Source organism: Erythrobacter alti, assembly GCF_037996805.1.
GTDB lineage: Bacteria > Pseudomonadota > Alphaproteobacteria > Sphingomonadales > Sphingomonadaceae > Alteraurantiacibacter > Alteraurantiacibacter alti.
In genome coordinates this window covers 1-21,327 of sequence record NZ_JBBNAX010000011.1, presented here as the reverse complement: position 1 = coordinate 21,327, position 21,327 = coordinate 1, and the positions used below count along the sequence as shown (strand labels likewise).

Genomic DNA, 21,327 nt, shown 5'->3' with positions numbered 1-21,327 from the left:
AAGGCGTCAGGATTCTCGCGAATAGGCGGGAAGCGAAAGATTCCAGTGAAGGGCGGCGCTCCTGAGCAGGAAGCCTGCCGAAGCGGCCGCGATCCATACCGGGACGCGGGGCAAGCCAAGCACTTCGCCGATGACGCACAAGGAGGCGGAAAGCGCGGCAGCGGTCACGTAAAGCTCGGGCCGCATGAGGATCGAGGGTCGGCCCGCTACTACATCGCGCATGATCCCGCCGACACAGCCTGTCACCACACCCATCAGCACCGCCGGAATGGGCGGAACGCCGTAACTGAGCGCCTTGGCCGCACCGAGTACCGCATAGGCAGTCAGGCCCGCGCCATCGGCGATATCGAGCAGCTTGCCTTCCCACCAGCGCACCGGGGTAAACCACGCAATCAACGAAACGGCCAGGCAGGCAAAAGCAACCCAGGGGTCCGTGATCCAGAATACTGGGGCGCCGATCAACAGATCGCGAACCGAACCGCCGCCGACGCCAGTCAAAAGGGCGAAGAAAACGACGGTCACAAAAGTCTGGCGCTGCTTCGCCGCCAGCAATGCGCCGGTGAGCGCAAAGATGGCTATGCCGATGATGTCGAGCCAGTCGATCAGCGGGGTGAGGATTTCGCTGTTCATGTCGGCACTTTCACGCGGGCCTTGCGGCGACGGAACATCAGCGTGCAGCCAAGTAGTGAGCCAAGCACGGCAAGGGCTGCGAACAGCACAAGGATCGTGTGGTGGAAGTCGCTCTGTTGATCGAGTTCACGCGTCTGCAAGTCCATGATGTGCAGCCCCCACATGAAATCGAAGACCCGCCAGAAGCGCGTGCGCACAGCGGCGATTTCCCCGGTTTGCGCATCGACATATACGTGCGCGCCATCGTCCAGCGTGAGTCGCCATGAGGGCACGGGTCGACGGAAATCGAAGGGTGACTCCTCGGCAGAAAACTGTTCGACTGTCACCGGGTTGTCACCGCCAACGATTTGCCTTGCGGCCAGCTCGCGGACGTAGGCTTCATCAATGGCGGGCAGTGCTCCGCCCGCATCGGCGGCGAAACGCTCGACGCGTCCATCGGCGTGGGTCGCGAACCACACGGGCCTGCCATCCTGCATGGCTGCGCGCAATGCGCGGTAGCCTTCGCCGGTTTCCAATGGTGGCGGTTCCAGTGAAGCGGGTATCAGCACCTGTTCGCTCTCAACGCGCAAGTGAGTGCCGCGCACCTCCTCGATCGGATACCAGACCATGACCAGGCCGGTCACGGTCCACATCAGGACAGGAACGCCCACCAGCCAGCCGAGCCAGATGTGCCACTTTGCGAACAATCGCATCATTTTCTGTTTTGCCATGTCCGCCCCTTAACGCGGTGCCCGTTGTACCACTAGTCGCGGGCGAAAAGTTTCGACCGGTCTGCAATGGCTTTCATTTCGATGGCGTTGCCCGCGGGATCGCGGAAGAACATCGTGGCTTGCTCGCCCGGTTCGCCTTCGAACCTGATGTATGGCGCGATCTCGAATTCGACGCCCTTTTCGATCAGGCGCTCTGCCAGCTCGCGCCATTGATCCATATCCAGCACGATTCCGAAATGCGGGACGGGGACATCGTGTCCGTCGACCGGATTGGTGCCGCGACCTCCCTTGGCGACGATCGAAGGGGCCTGATGCGCCACGATCTGGTGGCCGTAGAAATCGAAATCGCACCAGTCGTCGCTGCTGCGGCCTTCCTTGCAACCCATTACCTCGCCCCAGAAGGCGCGCGCAGCGATCAGGCTGTCGACGGGAAAGGCGAGGTGGAAGGGCGAAAGCTGGGTCATCGGGCGGGTATCCTGTGCAGGCCGAGCGCAAGGCCGAAACCGAGAATAGGCGCCGCGCCATAGCCGATAAAGGGTGTGGGATAGTTTGACATGAACGCCATGACTGCAAAGCCGAAAAACAGGCCGGCGAGGGCGAAGCGCGCTTCGCGTGCCAAGGGTATCGCGAACAACAGTAGCGCAAAGCTTGCAAGCAGCGTGGCTGCGAGGACAATGCCGAGAATTATGCTCTGCAAAGTCGCATCGACCAGCACGCGCTCAACAAAGGGCTGCGGCGGAATCTCGCCGGCCAGGGCCATGGCTATCGAGGCGAGAAAGCCGAGAATGGCGACGGCGCCAAACTTCCAGTCCTTGGTGACATGGTGGATGCCGACGGCAGCAAACGTCAGCGCAAAGCCTGTCGCAGCATCGGGTTGCAACAGCACCGCCAACAGTCCTGCAAGCAGGAATGCCGCGCCATAGCTGCGATTGCGCGCAGCCAGCACGGCGAGCGCGGGCGCGGCGAGCATTCCGGTATGGAGCGTCAACGGTCCAAGCGGGGTCCAGCGCACCACGCGGTCTCCGGTGATGGAGGTGAGTTCGGGTCCGATTACAAGCGGGCAAAGGAGAATGACCAGCAGGGTGATGAGCAAGATATGGCGGCTGAGCGCAGTATGCGGTCCGCGTCCAGCCAACATCCAGACACTGACCAGAGCCAGTGCGCCAAGATTGACCAGCGGATAATGGAACGGCGCTCCCGAGGCAGCCATCCACGCAGCGCCGCACACCACCGGGATCGCAAGCGCCAGGAGGGCAGGCAGGCGATCCCGAATGGTCATGTCAGGCAAGCACCATCAAATATGGATCGGCTTGCCCTGCACGCCCATTGCCGCCTCTTTCACGGCTTCTGCATGGGTCGGGTGAGCGTGACAGGTGTAGGCGATGTCCTCGCTCGTCGCGCCGAATTCCATCGCGATGGCAGCTTCGGCGATCATCGTCCCGGCAACGCTGGCAATAGCCCAGATGCCCAGCACGCGGTCGCTTTCGGCCTCGGCGATGACCTTTACAAGGCCGTCGGGCTCGTGATTGGTCTTCGCGCGGCTGTTCGCCATCATCGGGAACTTGCTGGTCTTGATGGCCTTCTTGTCGCCGCCCATCTTTTCGATCGCCTGTTCCTCGGTAAGGCCCACGCCAGCGATTTCGGGCATGGTATAGACGACGGTGGGGATGACATCGTGGTTCACGATGCCGGTATCGCCCGCAATCCATTCGGCCACGGCAATGCCTTCATCCTCGGCCTTGTGCGCGAGCATGGGGCCGGGGACGACATCGCCAATTGCGCGCACGCCATCGACCGCAGTGCGGAATTCGTGATCGACCTCGATCTGGCCGCGCTGGTTCACTTCCAGACCGATCTTGTCGAGGCCAAGGCCATCGGTATTGGGCTTGCGGCCAATCGACACGAGCACGCAATCCGCATCGATTGTCTCGCTATCGCCGCCCTTGGCGGGTTCGAGCGTGACGGTGGCCTTCTTGCCCTTGACGGTAACGCCGGTGACCTTGGTGGAAAGCTTGAATTCGATCCCCTGCTTCTTGAAGATCTTGTTCGATTCCTTGCGGATATCACCGTCCATGCCGGGCAGGATCTGGTCGAGGAATTCGACGCAGGTGACCTTTGCGCCGAGCCGCCGCCAGACCGAACCGAGTTCCAGTCCGATGACACCGCCGCCGATCACAACCATGTGCTTGGGCACCTTGGGCAATTCGAGCGCGCCTGTGGAATCGACCACGACGTGCTTGGAATTGTCGACCTCGACACCGGGCAGGGGCGTGACGGACGAACCCGTCGCGATCACCACTTCCTTGGCCGTGACCTTTTCACCGCCCACGTCGACGGTGTGCGCATCGACGAAAGTGGCGTGGCCCTGCTTCCAGTCGACCTTGTTCTTCTTGAACAGGAAGGCGACGCCCTTGGTCAGCCCTTCGACCGCGTCGAGGCGCTGTTCGTGCATCTTGGGCAGGTTGAGCTTGGGCGTCACTTCCACGCCCATGTTGGCCATCGTGCCATTGCTCGCCGCATCGAAATATTCGGATGCGTGCAGCATTGCCTTGGATGGAATGCAGCCGACGTTGAGGCAGGTCCCGCCAAGCGTATCGCGGCTCTCGGCACACGCGGTCTTCAGTCCCAGCTGCGCCGCGCGGATTGCGGCGACATAGCCGCCGGGGCCGGCACCGATAACAAGGACGTCGTATTGATATTCAGCCATAATTCTCTCTCGTCATTCCCACGATATGGGGGAGTGCGTCTATCAAAGGTCGATAAGCATCCGCATGGGATCTTCGATCGCTTCCTTCATGATCTTGAGCGCGGTTACCGCTTCGCGGCCGTCGATGATGCGGTGGTCATAGCTTAGCGCTAGATACATCATCGGGCGGATCACCACTTCGCCATTCACGGCGACCGGGCGGTCCTCGATGCGGTGGAGGCCAAGAACGGCGCTCTGAGGCGGATTGATGATCGGGGTCGACATCAGCGATCCGAACACGCCGCCATTCGAAATCGTGAAGGTGCCGCCCTTCATGTCTTCCATGGTCAACTCGCCTGCCTTGGCGCGTTTGCCAAAATCGGCGATGGCGAGTTCAATCTCGGCAAAGCTCATCGCGTCGACGCTGCGCACTACTGGCACGACCAGGCCGTTGGGCGCGCTGACCGCAACCGAGAGATCGACATAGTCGTGATAGACAATCTCGTCGCCGTCGATCTGCGCGTTGACGGCAGGCACGTCCTTGAGTGCCAGCGCCGCAGCCTTGGCGAAGAAGCTCATGAAACCGAGCTTGATGCCGTGCTTCCTGGCGAAGACTTCCTTGTAGGCCTCGCGAGCCTCGATCACGGCGGTCATGTCGCAATCGTTGAATGTGGTGAGCAGCGCAGCTTCTTCCTGCGCGCCCTTCAGGCGCTTGGCGATGGTCTGGCGCATCCGCGTCATCTTGACGCGTTCCTCGCGGCGTTCGCCCTTCGCGGCAGCAGGCACGGCAGGAGCCGGTGCGGCAGGCTTGCTTGCGTCGGTCGGGCCGGTTTCCTTGCTCTTGGCCGCGGCGAGGACATCTTCCTTGGTCAGGCGACCATCCTTGCCTGTGCCCTTGATCGTCGTCGGATCGACACCGTGTTCGATAACCGCACGGCGCACGGCGGGGGACATGGTGACAGAGCCATCGCTCGCAGCGGCGCTGCCACTGTCGGCGCTCTTGGCCTGCGTTTCTTCGCGCTGTTCGGCAGCACGCCCGGCCTCTTCGCCCTTGGCGGCCGGCGCTCCACCGGCTTCCACGATCGCGAGCACTGCGCCGACTTCAACAGTGGCGCCAACCTCGACCTTGAGCTCGGTAATGACCCCGGCGATAGGCGAGGGTGCCTCGACCGCGACCTTGTCGGTTTCGAGACTGACAATCGGCTCATCCGCAGCAACGGCATCGCCGGGCTGCTTCAGCCATTCGCCGACCGTCGCTTCTGTGACCGATTCCCCCAGTGTAGGGACCTTGACTTCGGTTGCCATGAGAGTGCTTCCTCAGCTTTTCTTTTTGGTGGAACGCGCTGCCTGCCTGGCGGCGGTTTTGCCGCGGCTGGACAAGCCCAGCGCGACCGATACGAGAGCTTCCTGCTGCGCCTGGTGACGCGAGGCGAAGCCGGTGGCGGGCGATGCAGCTTCTTCGCGCCCGGCATAGGATGGACGCATTCCCTTGTGTCCGGCAGCGGTGAGCGCGTCCTCGATGCGGTTTTGCACGAAGAACCATGCGCCGTTGTTGTGCGGCTCTTCCTGGCACCAGACGACTTCCTCGAGATTGGTCATGCGCTTCATGCGCACGGCCAGCGGTTCGCCGGGGAAGGGGTAGATCTGCTCGATCCGGACTATGGAGACATCGTCCACATCTTCCTCATCGCGCTTGTCCATCAGATCGTAGGCAACCTTGCCGCTGCACAGGACGAGGCGGCGCACCTTCTTGTCGGCGATTTCCTTGCGGTCCGAAAGAATGCGCATGAAGTGGCTGTCGCCCGTGAAGTCCTTCGCTTCCGACTTGGCATCGGGATGGCGTAGCAGGCTCTTGGGCGTCATGATGACAAGCGGCTTGCGGAAGGGACGCAGCATCTGGCGGCGAAGCACGTGGAAGTAGTTCGCCGGGCTGGTGATGTTGCACACCTGGATATTGTCGTTCGCGCAGAGTTGCAGGAACCGCTCGAGCCTTGCGGAAGAGTGTTCCGGGCCCTGGCCTTCATATCCATGCGGCAGCAACAGCACGAGGCCGTTGGCGCGCATCCATTTGACTTCGCCTGCGGCCATGAACTGGTCGATCATGATCTGCGCGCCATTGGCGAAATCGCCAAACTGCGCTTCCCACATCACCAGTGTCTTGGGATCAGCCAAAGCAAAGCCGTATTCGAAACCGAGCACGCCGAATTCGCTCAGCGTGGAATCATATACTTCGAACTTGCCGTGCGGCAGCGTGGCGAGGGGGATATATTTGCCCTCGTCATTCTGGTCGACCCAGATTGCATGGCGCTGGCTGAAGGTGCCGCGGCCCGAATCCTGTCCGGACAGGCGCACGCCGAAACCCTCGGTCACGAGACTGCCAAAGGCCAGGGCCTCTGCCGTGGCCCAGTCGAAGCCGCCACCGCTGGCAAACATTTCACGCTTCGCATCGAGCACGCGGCCCAGCGTCTTGTGGATCGTATGATCTTCGGGAACCGTGGTCAGCGTGCGGCCAAGGCTGGCGAACAGCTTCTTGTCGACCGCCGTTTCCACATTGCGCCGCGCGGTTTCCGGATCGGCTGGCTTGTGCAGCCCGCTCCAGCGACCGGCGAACCAGTCGATTTCATTGGGCTTGTAGCTCTTGGCTGCCTGGAACTCGCCCTCGAGGTGGTCGATGAAGTCCTGCCGCATGCCAGGTGCAGTGCCTTCCTCGATCACGCCTTCGTCCTTGAGCCGTTCGGAATAGATTTCCGACACGCGCGGATGCTTCTTGATCGCATCATACATCAGCGGCTGGGTGAACTTGGGCTCGTCACCCTCATTGTGGCCGAAGCGGCGGTAGCACCACATGTCGATCACCACGTCGCGCTTGAAGCGTTGGCGATATTCGACCGCCAGTTTGCAGGCGAAGGTCACGGCCTCGGGATCATCGCCGTTCACATGCAGGATCGGTGCCTGGATGCCCTTCGCCACGTCGGACGGGTAGGGCGAGGAACGCGCAAATTTGGGACTGGTGGTGAAGCCGATCTGGTTGTTGATGATGAAGTGGATGCACCCGCCGGTCGAATAACCGCGCACGCCGGACAGGCCGAAGCATTCCCACACGACCCCTTGCCCGGCAAACGCGGCATCGCCGTGGATCAGGACAGGCATGACCTTTTCATGCGCATCGAGATCGTCATGCATCGCCTGCTGCGCGCGGGTCTTGCCGAGCACCACAGGATTCACCGCTTCCAGGTGGCTGGGATTGGGGACGAGGCTCATGTGGACCTTGATCCCGTCAAACTCGCGGTCGGTGCTGGTGCCAAGGTGATATTTCACATCGCCCGAACCGCCGACATCGTCGGGATTGGCGCTGCCGCCCGAAAATTCGTGGAAGATCACGTGGTACGGCTTGGCCATCACATTGGCGAGCACGTTCAGCCGGCCACGATGGGCCATGCCATAGATGATCTCGCGCACGCCGGTCGAGCCGCCGTATTTGATAACGGCTTCAAGCGCCGGGATCATGGCTTCGCCACCATCAAGGCCGAAGCGCTTGGTGCCGACGTATTTCTTGCCGAGGAATTTCTCGTATTCCTCGCCGCGGATCACCGCCTGCAGGATTGCCTGCTTGCCTTCGGGCGTGAACTGGATGGTCTCTTCGGGCTGTTCGAACTGGTCTTGCAGGAAGCGCCGTTCTTCGGTGTCGGCGATATGCATGTATTCAAGGCCGACATTGCCGCAATAGGTCGTGCGCAAGGCTTCGAGCAGCGTGCCGACCTTGACCCATTCGAATTCGAACACTCCGCCAACGAAGACTTCCTTGTCTTCTTGCCCTGCAAAGCCATGCCATTCGAGCGTAAGATCCTCGGGGATCTCGCGGTGGGTTAGGCCGAGCGGATCGAGATCGGCCGCAAGATGCCCTCGCACGCGGTACAGGCGGATCAGCAGCATCGCCTGGATCGAGTCACGACACGCCGCTTCGATGCTGGCGGTATCGGTCGGCTTGCCCGCCTTTGCCGCAGCTTCCTTGACCACGGCGACCATGTCGGTCGGGTCCATGGCGGCGGAAAGGTCGCCCGCATCGTCGACCAGCGGCCAACGCGGATTGCCCCAGCTCGGCCCGGCCTGCGCCTCGCCTTGCGAGGGCAGTTCGGGAAGGAAGTTTTTCGGTTCGTTACCCATGTCGTTCACCTCTCCCTGGAGGCAGTGCGTAAGTGGTTACGCCATTTCCTTGAGCATCGCGTCGAGCGTGGTGCCGAGTTCGCTGGGCGAGGGGGAGACGCGGATGCCCGCATCTTCCATCGCCGCAATCTTGTCATCAGCGCCGCCCTTGCCGCCTGCCACGATGGCACCGGCATGGCCCATGCGGCGACCCGGAGGCGCGGTGCGGCCGGCGATGAAGCCGACCATCGGCTTGCGGCGGCCCTTGGCGGCTTCCTGCTTGATGAATTCGGCCGCTTCCTCTTCCGCGCTGCCGCCGATTTCGCCGATCATGATGATCGACTTGGTGGCGTCATCGTCCAGGAACAGGTCGAGCACGTCGATGAAGTTGGTGCCGTTCACGGGATCGCCGCCGATGCCGACAGCGGTCGTCTGGCCGAGGCCGACAGCCGTAGTCTGGTGCACGGCCTCATAGGTGAGCGTGCCCGAGCGCGAGACGACGCCAACGCTGCCCTTCTGGAAAATCTTGCCGGGCATGATGCCGATCTTGCACTCTTCCGGCGTCAGCACGCCGGGGCAGTTCGGGCCGATCAGGCGCGACTTGGAGCCGGTCAAGGCGCGCTTGACGGTCACCATGTCCATCACCGGAACGCCTTCAGTGATCGTGATGATCAGCTCGACCTCGGCCTCGATCGCTTCGAGAATGGCGTCGGCGGCAAAGGGCGGCGGCACGTAGATGCACGACGCGGTCGCGCCGGTCGCTTCCCTGGCTTCGCGCACCGTGTTGAACTGCGGCAGGCCGAGATGCTCGGAGCCGCCTTTGCCCGGAGTGACACCCGCAACCATCTTGGTCCCGTAATCGAGAGCCTGCTGCGTGTGGAACGTGCCGGTGTTACCCGTCATGCCCTGGGTGATGACCTTGGTGTCTTTGTTTACGAGGATGGACATCAATTGTCTCCTGTTCGGATTACTAGAAAACGGAGGCTTGGCGCATCGGCGCTGCCGGTTGGAGCCATCTGTGCCAGCTTGCCAGCGAAGCGCCACGTGTACTGATTATCTTCGCGCGATACCGGCATGCCAATTATTCTGCTCAGCCCTTCCGCAGAAGGATGGTAGACGGTTGTTGATGGAAGGCGCGCAACGACGACGCATGGCTCCGGCTCACCTTCACCTGCATTAAGCGTCATGATGACGGCTTCACTGTCGCTGTGACCGAAGACCAAAAGCGGGGTCTGGACAGGCTCATCCGACTCGAGTGTGGCCTCGCTCCAACCGCTCGCTACGAGAGTTTCCGCAATCGGTTGCTCCCCATCGACGGCGAGAATACATGCGCTGACTGCCACGGCGAGGCTATCTACGGAAACCGGCTGAACTTGGCCGCTCGCAGGAATTGCGATCATTGCAACGCCTGCCGCCGCCAATCCTGCCGCCGATTTAAGCAAGGCTGCTATCCAGTCCCTTGCAAGCCTCAAGCAGTTCTTCGACTGCATCGACGCTGACCTGGAAGCCCTTCTTGGCTTCGTCGTCCAGTTCGATCTCGACGATCCGCTCGACGCCATTGGCACCGATCACGATGGGCACGCCGACGTAGAGACCATCCACGCCATACTGGCCTTCGAGATAGGCGGCGCAGGGCAGGACGCGCTTCTTGTCCTTGAGGTAGCTCTCGGCCATTTGGATCGCGCTGGTTGCGGGGGCATAATAGGCCGAGCCATTGCCGAGCAGGCCGACGATCTCGCCGCCGCCCTTGCGGGTGCGGTCGACAATCGCGTCCATCTTTTCCTGCGTCGACCAGCCCATCTTGATGAGGTCGGGCACGGGGATTCCGGCTACTGTCGAATATTCGAGGATCGGCACCATCGTGTCGCCGTGGCCGCCGAGCACGAAGGCAGTGACATCTTCCATCGACACGTCGAATTCATCGGCGAGGAAGTGGCGGAAGCGCGCGCTGTCGAGCACGCCAGCCATGCCGACGACCTTGTTGTGCGGCAGGCCGGAAAATTCGCGCAGCGCCCAGACCATCGCATCGAGCGGGTTGGTGATGCAGATCACGAAAGCATCGGGGCAGTTGGCCTTGATGCCTTCGCCCACGGCCTTCATCACCTTGAGGTTGATGCCGAGCAAATCGTCGCGGCTCATGCCGGGCTTGCGCGGCACGCCTGCGGTGACGATCACGACATCGGCGCCCGCGATATCGGCGTAGTCGCTGGTGCCCTTGAGCGTGGCGTCAAAGCCTTCGACCGGGCCAGCCTGCGAAAGGTCCAGCGCCTTGCCGGCTGGCATTCCTTCGGCAATGTCGAACAGGACGACGTCGCCCATTTCCTTCATCGCTGCGAGGTGGGCGAGCGTGCCGCCGATCATTCCGGCGCCGACGAGGGCAATCTTGTTGCGTGCCATGAAAAAGCCTGGTCCTTTAAAGCCTCGGGCGCTCATTCGGTTTACAGGGCGCGTGGGCCATGCGCCCCGCAAGAGGCCGCGCGCTCAATTCAGGACTGCCCTAGAACGCGTAAAAGGGCATTGCAACAGTCTAAAAGTCGTATGTTATGATACTGGTTTGCAATAGCAATAAATGGCGATCAGGCGTTGCTTGTCGGGGGTGTGCAGGGGGATTGGCGCAGCTGCGCCAGCTCCGGTCAGATGCCGGAAGCTGGTCCTACGCTGCTATGTAAGGGAGCCGCTGAGAGCCATCACCCGGAGTCGGGCGCGGTCTAGCGGGCCGAGTTCGCGTGATTCTTGGGATCGATCCGGCGCGCCATGCGGCGGTCCAGAGCGCGGCAAATCTCGAGCCACCATTCAAATGTCTGGCGGTCGCCGGCTTCGCTCGCAGCAAGCGCCTGGTCGCGGGCGTGCTGCGCCGCGCCGAGTCCGTGAGTGGCAAAATGCCGCAGGGCAGCGTTGATGAAGACCTGGCTGACCAGGTCACCATCATCATTGGCGGCATCCGTGTGGATTGCGCGGACCCTGTCGGGCGACATGCGGACTGAGGTGGGCTTGGCGGCTGCGGCGAAGCGGATTGACATGGTTTGCCTTGGTCCTGCGATTGCGTGGCGCGTTGTGCCACAGGTGCGACAGGGGCCTCTATAAACCGCGCCCTCTAAGCGAAGGTTCTAGAGAATGGTTGCTGAAGTCTTAGTCGTGTTTTCAGTAGGTTTGATGAGGCAGCACGAAATGCCCGAGCACCGTCAGGGTCGCTCGATCCACCGCCCGCTGTTGGCATATTCCGCACGGATATCGCCGCTGCGTGGAGGTGCCGGGGGAGCACTCGGACCCTGTGCGACTGTGGAGAATGATACGGGCGGAGAGGCGCCGCCAGCGGCTGCCAGGTCTGCCTGCACCAGCACAGGCGCAGTCGCCGGATCAGGTGCCTGCGGCATTTGCATCCGTGCGCGGGCCGAGGCCGGCTCTCCACCAGCATAGCCCGCGCTGAAGGCGGCGGGCCGTCCGGCTGCACCGGGCCAGCGATAGAAGATGTGCGCGCCGATCACGCCGACGCTTTCGAGGCTGCTCGCCCAATAGGGATTGACCGCCAGCGTGTGGTAATGCGTCGCCGTGCCAACGGGCGCGTAGACCAGACCGGCAAGCGCCTCGCGCGCGATGCGGCTGGCGCGGCTGTAGCCACTGGCCGACGGGCGCCGCACAAGCGAACCGTCGCAGGTAAAGGTGAACTGGCACCCGGTGCGCCGCTCGCTGCCCTGGTAGACCACGCCGCAAACCGTGCGCGGATAGGATGGGTGCGCCACCCGGTTGAGCACAACCTGCGCTACAGCGCGCTGGCCTGCATCGCTTTCACTCGCCGCCTCGTAATAGATCGCCTGCGCCATGCATTCCTGCGCGCGCATATGGTCGAGGTCCGATCCGCGGATGCGCAGCGGCGCAGCGGCGAGCGGTGCTTCGGTGAGGTCCGATGTCGCAAGCGCGGGTTCACCGATCACTTCGGCCGTCCCGCTCCACTGCTCGCCTTCGACAAGGCGCGGTGTGTCTTCGAGATAGTAGAATGCAGAGCCGGGAAAACTCTGCCCCGGTGTTTCGAATGCCATCAGCGTGATTGGCTGCTGGGCCGGTTCGCTGTCTAAAGTTCCCATCGCGCCTTCTGCGGCAAGGGAAGGTACGGCGATTGCCAGCCCGACAATACCCAGCCGTTTGGCGAGCGGGATCAGCCGGTCACGCAGCGACCTGCGCGGCGTACGGAAATCGCGGCGCGGCGATTCGCCGGAATGCTGGTTGGGGAAAGCCTGTTTCACACCGCCGCTTTAGCGGGAGCGATGTTTCGCAGCATCTTTCCATTTGCATGCGTACCGTTGCGGGACGCCGGTTAACACTCGATTTTGCACTGTTGCGGCGCGGGCTTGCCGCCACCTGCCACCGCGCCTATGGGGTTCGCGACGTCACGGGTTGTCCATTCGCGTGGACCTAAGAGGGAAGGAGGTGCCAATCCTCCGCTGCCCCCGCAACTGTGACCGGGGAGCGAGCTACCCATAGGCCACTGCGCAAGCGGGAAGGCGGGCGGCGAGCGATGATCCGGGAGCCAGGAGACCTGCCGGGTGACGGTCGCTTACGCTGACGGGCGGGGAGTACCGGCAGCTAGCGGGAGAGCGCATTTCCGCGCTCCCTCCCTCGAAAGCGGCAATTTCGCTTTTGATAGGAGGTTGAGTGTATAAATATCTGTTTCTTGGTGCATCTTTTGTGGCTCTCTCCGTCCCTGCAATGGCGCAGGACGATGATTTCGTGTTGGCGTCGGACGCGGCGCAAACGTCGGAAAACGCCATCACTGTCACCGCTACCGGCACCCGGATCGAGCTGGAAGATACCGGACAGGCCATCACCGTCATTGGTGAGGATGAAATTCGCAGCGTGCAGGGGCCGGACTTCACCCGCGTGCTTGAACGTGTCCCCGGCCTGACACTCAGCCGCAATGGCGGGCTGGGCGGCTTTACCGGCGTGCGCCTGCGCGGTGCAGAGGCCGAGCAAGTGCTGGTCGTGGTGGACGGCGTGCGGGTCGCCGACTCTGCTGCGCCTTCGGGCGGGTTCGATTTCGGCAATTTGCTCAGCAACAACTTCTCCAAGGTCGAGGTACTGCGCGGTTCAAACTCCACCATCTGGGGTTCGGATGCCATCGGCGGCGTGATCGTCGCCTCGACGCGGGCCGAAGGCGGGTTTGCTGGGCTGGTCGAATATGGCGCGGACAACAGCTTTACCGGCGCGGCTTCGGGCGGGATTTCCGATCCCGACACCGGCTTTATCGGCGCATCAGCCAGCTACACCAGTACTGACGGTTTCTCCTCCGCCGCCAGCGGGACCGAGGCCGATGGCTTCGAGCAGTGGGTGGTCGAGGGGCACGGCCGCTACTATTTCTCCGACATTTTCGAGGTGTTTGCACGGCTGCGGCAGGCTGAAGGCGAACTGGAGATCGACGGTTTCCCGGCACCTGCCTTTGCGCTTGCTGACTCGGACGAGGTTCAGGATACCGCGCAGACTTTCGGCTCTGCCGGTGCGGTCTATGACACTGGCCCGCTGTTTTTGCAGGCTAGCTACAGCTTCGCGGATACGGCGCGCGACAATCTCGACGGGGATGGCAACGCGACCTTCACCAGCGAGGGGCAGTCGGACCTCGTGAGCCTTCGCGGGGAATGGCGTCCTATCGGTCCGCTGATCGTCAATTTCGGCGCGCAGAACGAATGGACGAGTTACGAAACACTGTTCGATAGCGGCAATAACACGCGGATTTTCGGTATCTATTCACAGGCCGGTATCGAATGGCGCGGGATTTCCGGCCATATCGGTGTGCGGCTGGACGACCAAGCCGATTTCGGCAGCGAGGTTAGCTTCGGCGCAGATTTGAGCTACGCGCTGGCCGCCAATCTGCGTTTGCGCGCAAGTGTAGGCGAAGGCTTCAAGGCGCCCAGCCTGTTCCAGCTCTTCTCCGATTTCGGCAATGCCACGCTGACGCCTGAAACAAGCACCGGCATGGACATTGGCCTGGCCTATGGCGACCGTTCGCAGGACCTTCACGGCTCTGTGACGCTGTTCCGCCGCGACACCGAAGACCAGATCGCCTTTGTCGGTTGTTTCGGCGTGACCAGCGACATCTGCATCGACCGGCCTTTCGGCACCTATGACAACATCGCCCGCACCCGCGCTACCGGTGTGGAAGTGGAAGCAGGCGCGAAGCTGACCGAAACGCTGCGGCTGCAAGCCGTCTACGCTTTCACCGACACCGAGGACCGCGATACGGGCAATGAACTGGCCCGCCGCCCGCGCCACGCAGCGACGCTTACAGCGGACTGGACCCCGCTCGCGCGATTGTCGCTCGGAGCAGACTTGCGGCTCGTCTCCGATGCCTTCGACGATGCGGGCAATTTCACGCGCCTTGATGGCTACGAAGTGCTGACACTGCGCGCCGCATTCGATGTGAGCGATAAGGTCCAGCTTTTTGGCCGCGTCGAGAATGTGTGGGACGAGGATTACCAGACCGCCGCCGGCTACAACACGCGTGGGCGTGCAGCCTTCATCGGAGCGCGGCTGGCACTGTGAGGGCGCTGGCCGCCTTGGCCCTCGTGCTGGCGGGCTGCGCGCCGACGCAGCCTGCCAGAGACTCTGACCATCCGACCATCGTCAGCCTCAATCCTTGCGCCGATGCGATCCTGGCTGAAGTCTCGGCACCGGGGCAATTGCTGGCAATCTCGCATTACAGCCAGCGGGCCAGTTCCAGCTCAATGCCGCTCGACAAGGCCGCGCAGTTTCGTGCGACAGGCGGAACGGCGGAGGAAGTGCTCGCGCTGGCCCCAGATATCGTGGTCGCAGACATTTTTCTTGCTCCCTCCACGCGCGAGGCGCTCGAGCGTGCGGGAGTGCAGGTCGAACTTCTCGATATCGTCGCCAGCCCGCATGACAGCATGGATCAGGTCCGGCGGCTGGCCGATCTCGCTGGGAATGCTGGCAGGGGTGAGACTCTGGTGACGCGGATCGAGCTTGCATGGGAGGCGGCGGAGTTTGAAGGTGCGCCCGCTTCTGCGCTGTTGTGGCAACAGGGCGGGATCGTGCCGGGCGATGGGACGCTCGCCATCGCCATGCTCGAGCATACCGGTTTCGCCAGCCATTCCGCCGCACGCGGCATGGGGCAGGGCGCTTACCTCCCGCTCGAGCAGGTGGTCGCCGATCCGCCGCAATTTGTGCTTGCGGCAGGAGAGCAACGTATGTTGTCGCACCCGGTGCTGCGACGGTTGCAAGGTGTGCGTTACGAAACACTCGACCCGACGCTGCTTTATTGCGGGGGACCGACCATTCCGCGCGCGCTGGCGCGGTTGACCGAGATACGCGCGGGGCTGGAATGAACCGCGCCACCATCACCTTTGCCGCGCTCCTGTTGATTGCAGTGCCGCTTTCGCTGCTGGCAGGGCGCGTATGGATCGACCCGGCGACTACGGCCAATGCCGCGCTGATCCTTGCCGAACTGCGTTTGCCGCGTGCGGTGCTGGCGCTAGTCATCGGCGGCGGACTGGGCGCAGCGGGTGCAGCAATGCAGGGCTATTTGCGCAATCCGCTCGCCGATCCTGGCCTGTTCGGCATCGCGCCGGGCGCCGCGCTGGGAGCCGTGATCGCGCTGTACATCGGGGCAGGTTCCACGCTGCTCCTGTCCGGCTTCGCACTGCTGGGCGCTGGCGGAGCCATGGCCCTGCTGGCCCTGATCGCCGGACGCACCGCCAATCCCGCGCATGGCATCGCGCTGTTCACGCTGGCAGGCATGATGATCGCTAGTCTTGCGGGCGCGCTCACCAGCCTCGCTATCAGCCTTTCGCCCAATGCATTTGCGATGAGCAATATCGTGACATGGCTGATGGGGGCACTGACCGATCGCGGGTGGAGCGATGTGACGATGGCCGCGCCGCTCACACTGGCTGGATTATTGGTGCTGTGGCGCGCGGGACGCTGGCTCGATGCACTTACGCTGGGTGAGGAGGCGGCCCGGTCGATGGGCGTCAACCCGACCAAACTTATGGGGCTGATGGTGCTGGGCACGGGCCTGACGGTCGGTACCGGAGTGGCGGTTGCCGGAATTATCGGCTTTGTCGGACTGATCGTGCCGCACCTCGTCCGCCCGCTGACCGACAAGCGCCCCTCCAGCCTGATCGTGCCGAGTGCCTTGGCGGGGGCCTTGCTGGTGCTGGTGGCCGACGTGGTGTGCCGCATCCTTCCGCTGGTGACGGAATTGCGACTGGGCATCGCGCTCAGCCTGATTGGTGCGCCGTTCTTCCTCGTGCTGTTGCTCCGGATGAGAAGGGGGCTGGCATGATACTCGCGTGCGATAACTTGTCGGTGCAGCGCGGACAAAAGCTGGTGCTCGACCGCGTCAGCTGTGCGCTGCGTCCCGGTGACATCACCGCGATCTGCGGCCCCAATGGCGCGGGTAAATCGACCTTGCTCGGCGCGCTCGGCAGCCTGATGAAGCCAGCAGCGGGAACAGTAGCGCTTAGCGACAAGTCACTGGCAGCCGTTCACCCGCTGACCCGTGCCCGCAATGTCGGATATTTGCCCCAATCTGCGGAAGTTGCATGGGATGTCTCGGTTGCCAACCTCGTCGCGCTGGGACGATTGCCGCACCGCGATACCGGCGAGGCAGAGGTCAACCGCGCCATAGGCGTTTGCGGGCTGGAAGATTTCCGTGATCGCCCGGTATCCACACTCAGCGGCGGTGAAAAAGCGCGCGCCTTGCTTGCGCGGGTGCTGGCCGGAGAGCCTCAATGGATCCTCGCTGATGAACCGCTCGCTGCGCTCGATATCGCGCACCAGCTGGAGATGCTGCGAGTGCTCGAGGCAGAAGCGGAATCGGGCTGCGGCGTGGTTCTGGTGCTGCACGATCTGGCGCTTGCAATGAACCACGCCGACCGAGTGCTGGTGCTGCGAGAAGGTCGTCTCGTCGCGGATGGCGAGCCGGAGCAGGCGCTATCCCCACAGAACATCGCCAATGGCTGGGGCGTCGATGCGCGCTGGGTAGGCGAGGCCGGCGCGCGGGCGCTGGTCATCGACGGCTGACGCCGCTCCTCGCATGAAAAAGGGGCCGACGCTCGCACGCCGACCCCCTCCTTGTAGCATTGAAGAACCGATCAGAGCGCGCCTTCGGCTCCGTCGATGCCCGTTACATTGTCATCTTCCGGGATCAGCCCGCGTGCTTCGAGCAGCGGTTCGACGCGCGGATCGCGGCCCGTGAAGTCCCGGAACATTTGTTCGTAGGTCTTCGAATGGCCCTGGCCGAGGAAGGTCGACACGATGTGATCGCCCATTTCGCGGGTCATGCCGCCATTGTTCTGGACATAGCTGTACGCATCATGGTGCAGCATTTCGGTCCATGTGTAGGCGTAGTAGCCTGCATCATAGCCATGCTCGAAAATGTGCCGGAAATACGGCGTGCGATAGCGCGGCGGCACGAGGTCGTGACGCAGCCCGATGCGGTCGAGCGCTTCGGCTTCAAAGGCCATGACGTCGGTCGGGGCAGGCTGGCTCGGATCGATCGAGTGCCATTCCATGTCGAGCAATGATGCAGCGATGATCTCGCCGAAACTGTGGCCCTGGTTGAACTTGCTCGAACGATCGATCGCCTGGATCAGCTCATCGGGGATGACTTCGCCGGTTTCGTTATGACGGGCATAGCGTTGCAGCACTTCAGGCACGGCAGCGAAGTTCTCGTGGAACTGGCTGGGGAATTCCACCCAGTCGCGTGCCGTGTTGGTGCCCGAGAGCGAAGGATATTGCTGGTCCGCGAAGATGCCGTGCAATGCATGACCGAACTCGTGGAACATCGTCGTCACATCGTCCCAGGTCGCCAGTGCAGGCTCGCCCGGTGCGGGCGGAGCGATGTTCTGCGTGTTCGTGACAACGGGGCGCAGGCCAAGCAGATGGCTCTGCTCGATAAAGTTGCTCATCCAGGCACCACCGCGCTTGGACGGGCGGCTCATCGGGTCGAAGTAGAACAATGCGATCGGTTCGCCATCGTGAAACACGGTGTAGACGCTGACATCGGGATGATAGGTCGGAATATCGCTGCGCTGTTCGAAGGTCAGGCCGTAGAGCTGCTGCGCCATATAGAACACGCCGTCTTCCAGCACGCGGTCGACCACGAAGTATTGTTTGATTTCCTCATTATCGAGGGCGTAGCGTTCCTGGCGAACGATCCCGGCGTAATATTCCCAGTCCCACGGGGCGAGCTCGAAATCGTGGCCGTCCTGTTCGATCCGTGCCTGCAGGACAGCGGCTTCGCGGTCCTGCGTGGCGTGGAGCGCGGGGACCATGTCGGTCATGAAGCCGATTGCGCGAGCAGGGTCGGAAACCATGCGGTCGTACATCTGCCAGTTCGCGTGGGTTGGCTCGCCGAACAGCTGTGCGCGGCGATTGCGCAGGGCAATCGTTTCGCGGATCATCGGCAGCGTGCTTGTTTCGCCCGACTGGTTGCGGTCCACGCTGGCACGGTGCAGCCGTTCACGTACGGAGCGGTTGTGCAATTGTGCAAGGGTGGGCACGCCCGTGGTGTTGCTGACGCTCAGCATGAACTTGCCGTCATGGCCGGCTTCGGTGGCAGCGGCCGCCGCCGCGGCGATCTGACCATCGGAAAGGCCTGCAAGCTCTGCGCGCGTGTCGACCACGATGGAGGCAGCGTTCTGGCCCTGCGTGATCAGTTGCGAGATTTGCGAAGACAGCGACGAAAGCCGCCCGTTGATCTGGCGAAGCTCGGCCTGCTGTTCGGCACCAAGCTCAGCGCCGCGATGGACGAATTCTGCGTAAGTGGTTTCAAGCAGCATCGCATCTTCTGCGGTCATCGCCATTGCGGCGCGATTGTCGTAAATTGCCTTCACCCGCGCAAACAGGTCCGCGTTGAGATAAATGCTGTCGGTCATCGCAGCGATCTGCGGAGCTAGCGCTTCGTCGGTAGCGGCAATCGTGTCGTTGATATTGGCACCCACGACCTGGCTGAAAGCACCATAAGCACGCGAGAAGACCTGCCCCGAACGCTCCATCGTGACCAGCGTATTGCCCATGGTCGGCGGGTTGGGATTATTCGCAATTGCTTCGATTTCGGCCAGCTGGATTGCAATCGCTTCTTCAACGATGCCTTGCCATTCGTCGTCAGCAACCTGATCGAACTGCGGCGCGTGCATGTAGAGCGGCGACAATTCTGCAAAGATGCTCGTCGCCTGCGGGATTGCGGGATTGTACTCCTCGATCTGCGGAATTCCGGCAGCGTCGGGCATTTCTGTCTCCTGCATGGTGGTGCAAGCGCTCGCCATCATGGCGATCAAGGTTGTGGAGGTTAGCAAACGCGTTTTCATTGCGGGCGGACCCTTCTTTCTCTCTCTCGTGTGGCGGCAATCCACTTAAATTCAATTTGGTTGCCGTTGTAACTGTCCGCTTAGCTATAGCAGGTGAAGCTGCCAAGCGGCTGAACGGGTTTTTGCATGCGATCAGCCGGTGTCAATGCCTTCTAGTTGAGGATCGCGAAGGGCAAGCGCACGGGGGCGAGGGTCGCTGTAATCGGCTTGCTGGAAAATCGCGGCACGCCTGTCACTTCGGTAGGCAAGACCACGCAGCTTGGCGTTGCCAGCGGTGTGATATGCCAGTTCTTCGGCAATGGCGGCATAGTCACCAGCCTTGATGGCGGCGTTCAAATTCGGACTGTTTTCCTTGTTGGCGTTCCCTTCGCCAATATTGAACACCAGGTCGACAAGCGCATCATATTCGTGCTGGTAAAGCGGCAGGTTCGCGGTCAAACGCGCAACCGCCGCTTCGGCCTGCTTCAAATCCTGTTCGAGGAATTCAAGCGCACGTTCGTAGCTGATCACATCACCGACCGAGAGATTATCGAATGCGCGCACAAGGTGGCCGACGCCTACAGTCGGCTTGCCGATCGGGTCGGCATAGACGGTAAGGTGGACGCCCTCTTCTTCTGCAATCGCTTCCTTCAGCTCTTCGCTGACGGTGCGTTTCGAAGCGTGCCTGCGGATATTGTCGTGCTGGCTGACCAGCGTGATGGCGTTCGCGTCGCTCGGGTTGCCGAGTTCATAGCCGGTTGAACCGACCGTCATGACCATCGCCGATACCGCAAGCGCAGCCTTCTTCTTGCGGCGGCGGGCACGAGGGCGCGGCGTTGACGGCTGGTCGTTCGCGTGTTCCTTGCTGCGCATCCGGCTGATGAGTTCGCGCACCATGGCGGCACGCATCCATCGGCGCGCCGGCTGCAATTGGCTGCTCTTGACCGGGGGGGAAGTGGGATAAGGTTTCTGGCCCGCAGAGGCGGGATTGGGGGGTTGCATCGTACTCCTGTTCGGCGCGCCTGTTTCCCGCGATTGTGGCTTCTGGCCGGGTCGGACCGCAGGGCGCGCGGTGTGTTACCTGTGTTCACCTTATCAACGGCTGGAGGGGCGCTGAGGTCCACGCTTGACCGCACCCAACCCACGGCTGGAGCGTGTTCCCGATTAACCCAGATTAGTGGAAGCCGTTACAAGCTACTGAAATACAACCAGTTCACGGTAAATCGCACCGTTTGGCGTCAAGTCGCTCTCATACAGAGTGAAGCTGTTCACGTCCCACGGCCCGAGAGCCAGGTCGCCATGTTCCGAAAGCCACTGCCCAATTGTTCCGCTGCCGGCATTGAGCCGTGCAAGCGTGACATGGGGGATGAATTTGCGGGTCTCTGCAGCAAGAACAGCCCGGCGGCACGCCATCTCCACGCCGAGTTGCAAGTCATCGAGTTCGGGCGAGGGCGCGACTGCCGCCCAGATTGCCTTGGCGCGGTGCTTGCCTTCAAAATGACCTACGCCGGACAGCGCAAGCGAGAACGCGCGCAGTCGCACGCTCTCGAGCGCCGTCACCACGTCGGAGAATGTGTGGCGATCGACCTCGCCGATAAAGCGCAAGGTAATATGGAGATTATCCGCGTCCTGCCACCGCGCGCCCGCGACGCCTTCCATCGTATCGAGCAAGGCTTCGCAAACATCCTCTGTTGGACGCAGGGCTACGAACAGGCGGCGTGAGGCCATGTGCGACCTATGCCATTACACAAGTCACGCCGCCATATCTGCCGTGCATTTATGGTCGGCACCTGTCAGAGAATAAAGTCAGCCTCTGCGAGGTTGAGCGTGCCGTCGAGCCGGATGGCGTAATCGGCCTGGG

General features: G+C 62.2%; 19 protein-coding genes and 1 riboswitch. Of the genes, 4 read left to right on the top strand and 15 right to left on the bottom strand.

Annotated features, from left to right (window positions below):
• Positions 1–6 precede the first annotated feature (6 nt).
• From AAC850_RS12995 to AAC850_RS12940, 12 genes are all read right to left on the bottom strand, one after another.
• Positions 7–630, bottom strand: coding sequence for a trimeric intracellular cation channel family protein (locus AAC850_RS12995; RefSeq protein WP_340589247.1), 624 nt, complete (start codon positions 628–630; stop codon positions 7–9).
• Positions 627–1,340 carry a PepSY domain-containing protein gene (locus AAC850_RS12990; RefSeq protein WP_340589246.1) on the bottom strand — a complete coding sequence of 238 codons (714 nt, stop codon included), beginning with the start codon at positions 1,338–1,340 and terminating at the stop codon, positions 627–629. Before AAC850_RS12990 ends, AAC850_RS12995 begins: the two co-directional genes overlap by 4 nt.
• A gap of 32 nt (positions 1,341–1,372) precedes the next feature.
• Positions 1,373–1,804, bottom strand: a complete 432-nt coding sequence (locus AAC850_RS12985) for a VOC family protein (protein ID WP_340589245.1) — start codon at positions 1,802–1,804, stop codon at positions 1,373–1,375.
• Positions 1,801–2,619 (bottom strand): hypothetical protein, encoded by an 819-nt coding sequence (locus tag AAC850_RS12980; protein WP_340589244.1) that lies wholly within the window; start codon positions 2,617–2,619, stop codon positions 1,801–1,803. Before AAC850_RS12980 ends, AAC850_RS12985 begins: the two co-directional genes overlap by 4 nt.
• Before the next feature lie 15 nt (positions 2,620–2,634).
• Positions 2,635–4,047 (bottom strand): dihydrolipoyl dehydrogenase, encoded by a 1,413-nt coding sequence (gene lpdA / locus AAC850_RS12975; RefSeq protein ID WP_340589243.1) that lies wholly within the window; start codon positions 4,045–4,047, stop codon positions 2,635–2,637.
• Between the two features lie 42 nt (positions 4,048–4,089).
• Positions 4,090–5,331, bottom strand: a complete 1,242-nt coding sequence (odhB, locus tag AAC850_RS12970; protein ID WP_340589241.1) for a 2-oxoglutarate dehydrogenase complex dihydrolipoyllysine-residue succinyltransferase — start codon at positions 5,329–5,331, stop codon at positions 4,090–4,092.
• 12 nt (positions 5,332–5,343) lie between these two features.
• Entirely contained in the window at positions 5,344–8,190 is a 2,847-nt protein-coding gene (locus tag AAC850_RS12965; protein ID WP_340589240.1) for a 2-oxoglutarate dehydrogenase E1 component, read from the bottom strand.
• A gap of 36 nt (positions 8,191–8,226) precedes the next feature.
• The gene (gene sucD, locus AAC850_RS12960) at positions 8,227–9,117 is read right to left on the bottom strand and encodes a succinate--CoA ligase subunit alpha (RefSeq protein WP_340589239.1); all 891 of its coding nucleotides are present in this window, start codon (positions 9,115–9,117) and stop codon (positions 8,227–8,229) included.
• Entirely contained in the window at positions 9,117–9,569 is a 453-nt protein-coding gene (locus AAC850_RS12955; protein WP_340589238.1) for a hypothetical protein, read from the bottom strand. Before AAC850_RS12955 ends, sucD begins: the two co-directional genes overlap by 1 nt.
• A gap of 34 nt (positions 9,570–9,603) precedes the next feature.
• Positions 9,604–10,566: a malate dehydrogenase gene (gene mdh / locus AAC850_RS12950; RefSeq protein WP_340589237.1), complete on the bottom strand. Its 963-nt coding sequence runs from the start codon at positions 10,564–10,566 to the stop codon at positions 9,604–9,606.
• 311 nt (positions 10,567–10,877) lie between these two features.
• Positions 10,878–11,189, bottom strand: a complete 312-nt coding sequence (locus AAC850_RS12945; RefSeq protein WP_340589236.1) for a hypothetical protein — start codon at positions 11,187–11,189, stop codon at positions 10,878–10,880.
• 162 nt (positions 11,190–11,351) lie between these two features.
• Entirely contained in the window at positions 11,352–12,410 is a 1,059-nt protein-coding gene (locus AAC850_RS12940) for a cell wall hydrolase (protein WP_340589235.1), read from the bottom strand.
• Between the two features lie 132 nt (positions 12,411–12,542).
• A riboswitch (cobalamin riboswitch) is annotated at positions 12,543–12,725 on the top strand.
• Between the two features lie 127 nt (positions 12,726–12,852).
• Here AAC850_RS12940 and AAC850_RS12935 point away from each other — a divergent pair.
• The 4 genes from AAC850_RS12935 to AAC850_RS12920 are packed head-to-tail and all read left to right on the top strand — an operon-like array spanning position 12,853 to position 17,199.
• Complete coding sequence (locus AAC850_RS12935) at positions 12,853–14,700, top strand: TonB-dependent receptor plug domain-containing protein (RefSeq protein ID WP_340589234.1); 1,848 nt, start codon at positions 12,853–12,855, stop codon at positions 14,698–14,700.
• A gap of 23 nt (positions 14,701–14,723) precedes the next feature.
• Entirely contained in the window at positions 14,724–15,500 is a 777-nt protein-coding gene (locus AAC850_RS12930) for an ABC transporter substrate-binding protein (protein WP_340589471.1), read from the top strand.
• Positions 15,497–16,459, top strand: coding sequence for a FecCD family ABC transporter permease (locus AAC850_RS12925; protein WP_340589233.1), 963 nt, complete (start codon positions 15,497–15,499; stop codon positions 16,457–16,459). The genes AAC850_RS12930 and AAC850_RS12925 overlap by 4 nt, the downstream gene beginning before the upstream one ends.
• The gene (locus tag AAC850_RS12920) at positions 16,456–17,199 is read left to right on the top strand and encodes an ABC transporter ATP-binding protein (protein WP_340589232.1); all 744 of its coding nucleotides are present in this window, start codon (positions 16,456–16,458) and stop codon (positions 17,197–17,199) included. Before AAC850_RS12925 ends, AAC850_RS12920 begins: the two co-directional genes overlap by 4 nt.
• Positions 17,200–17,270: 71 nt before the next feature.
• Here the strand turns inward: AAC850_RS12920 and AAC850_RS12915 are convergent, their stop codons facing one another.
• From AAC850_RS12915 to thpR, 3 genes are all read right to left on the bottom strand, one after another.
• Positions 17,271–19,487: a M3 family metallopeptidase gene (locus AAC850_RS12915; protein ID WP_340589231.1), complete on the bottom strand. Its 2,217-nt coding sequence runs from the start codon at positions 19,485–19,487 to the stop codon at positions 17,271–17,273.
• 132 nt (positions 19,488–19,619) lie between these two features.
• Positions 19,620–20,375, bottom strand: coding sequence for a lysozyme (locus tag AAC850_RS12910; RefSeq protein WP_340589230.1), 756 nt, complete (start codon positions 20,373–20,375; stop codon positions 19,620–19,622).
• A 285-nt stretch (positions 20,376–20,660) separates the two neighbouring features.
• Positions 20,661–21,194 (bottom strand): RNA 2',3'-cyclic phosphodiesterase, encoded by a 534-nt coding sequence (gene thpR / locus AAC850_RS12905; protein WP_340589227.1) that lies wholly within the window; start codon positions 21,192–21,194, stop codon positions 20,661–20,663.
• Between the last annotated feature and the right edge of the window lie 133 nt (positions 21,195–21,327).

Bases quoted from the DNA above. Each gene is read 5' to 3' on its own strand.
- AAC850_RS12945 (WP_340589236.1), bottom strand. From the start codon at position 11,189: ATGTCAATCCGCTTCGCCGCAGCCGCCAAGCCCACCTCAGTCCGCATG.
- AAC850_RS12985 (WP_340589245.1), bottom strand. From the start codon at position 1,804: ATGACCCAGCTTTCGCCCTTCCACCTCGCCTTTCCCGTCGACAGCCTG.
- thpR (WP_340589227.1), bottom strand. From the start codon at position 21,194: ATGGCCTCACGCCGCCTGTTCGTAGCCCTGCGTCCAACAGAGGATGTT.
- AAC850_RS12995 (WP_340589247.1), bottom strand. From the start codon at position 630: ATGAACAGCGAAATCCTCACCCCGCTGATCGACTGGCTCGACATCATC.
- AAC850_RS12915 (WP_340589231.1), bottom strand. From the start codon at position 19,487: ATGAAAACGCGTTTGCTAACCTCCACAACCTTGATCGCCATGATGGCG.
- sucD (WP_340589239.1), bottom strand. From the start codon at position 9,117: ATGTCCATCCTCGTAAACAAAGACACCAAGGTCATCACCCAGGGCATG.
- AAC850_RS12980 (WP_340589244.1), bottom strand. From the start codon at position 2,619: ATGACCATTCGGGATCGCCTGCCTGCCCTCCTGGCGCTTGCGATCCCG.
- AAC850_RS12955 (WP_340589238.1), bottom strand. From the start codon at position 9,569: ATGATCGCAATTCCTGCGAGCGGCCAAGTTCAGCCGGTTTCCGTAGAT.
- mdh (WP_340589237.1), bottom strand. From the start codon at position 10,566: ATGGCACGCAACAAGATTGCCCTCGTCGGCGCCGGAATGATCGGCGGC.
- AAC850_RS12990 (WP_340589246.1), bottom strand. From the start codon at position 1,340: ATGGCAAAACAGAAAATGATGCGATTGTTCGCAAAGTGGCACATCTGG.
- lpdA (WP_340589243.1), bottom strand. From the start codon at position 4,047: ATGGCTGAATATCAATACGACGTCCTTGTTATCGGTGCCGGCCCCGGC.
- AAC850_RS12920 (WP_340589232.1), top strand. From the start codon at position 16,456: ATGATACTCGCGTGCGATAACTTGTCGGTGCAGCGCGGACAAAAGCTG.
- AAC850_RS12910 (WP_340589230.1), bottom strand. From the start codon at position 20,375: ATGCGTGCCGCCATGGTGCGCGAACTCATCAGCCGGATGCGCAGCAAG.
- AAC850_RS12925 (WP_340589233.1), top strand. From the start codon at position 15,497: ATGAACCGCGCCACCATCACCTTTGCCGCGCTCCTGTTGATTGCAGTG.
- AAC850_RS12965 (WP_340589240.1), bottom strand. From the start codon at position 8,190: ATGGGTAACGAACCGAAAAACTTCCTTCCCGAACTGCCCTCGCAAGGC.
- odhB (WP_340589241.1), bottom strand. From the start codon at position 5,331: ATGGCAACCGAAGTCAAGGTCCCTACACTGGGGGAATCGGTCACAGAA.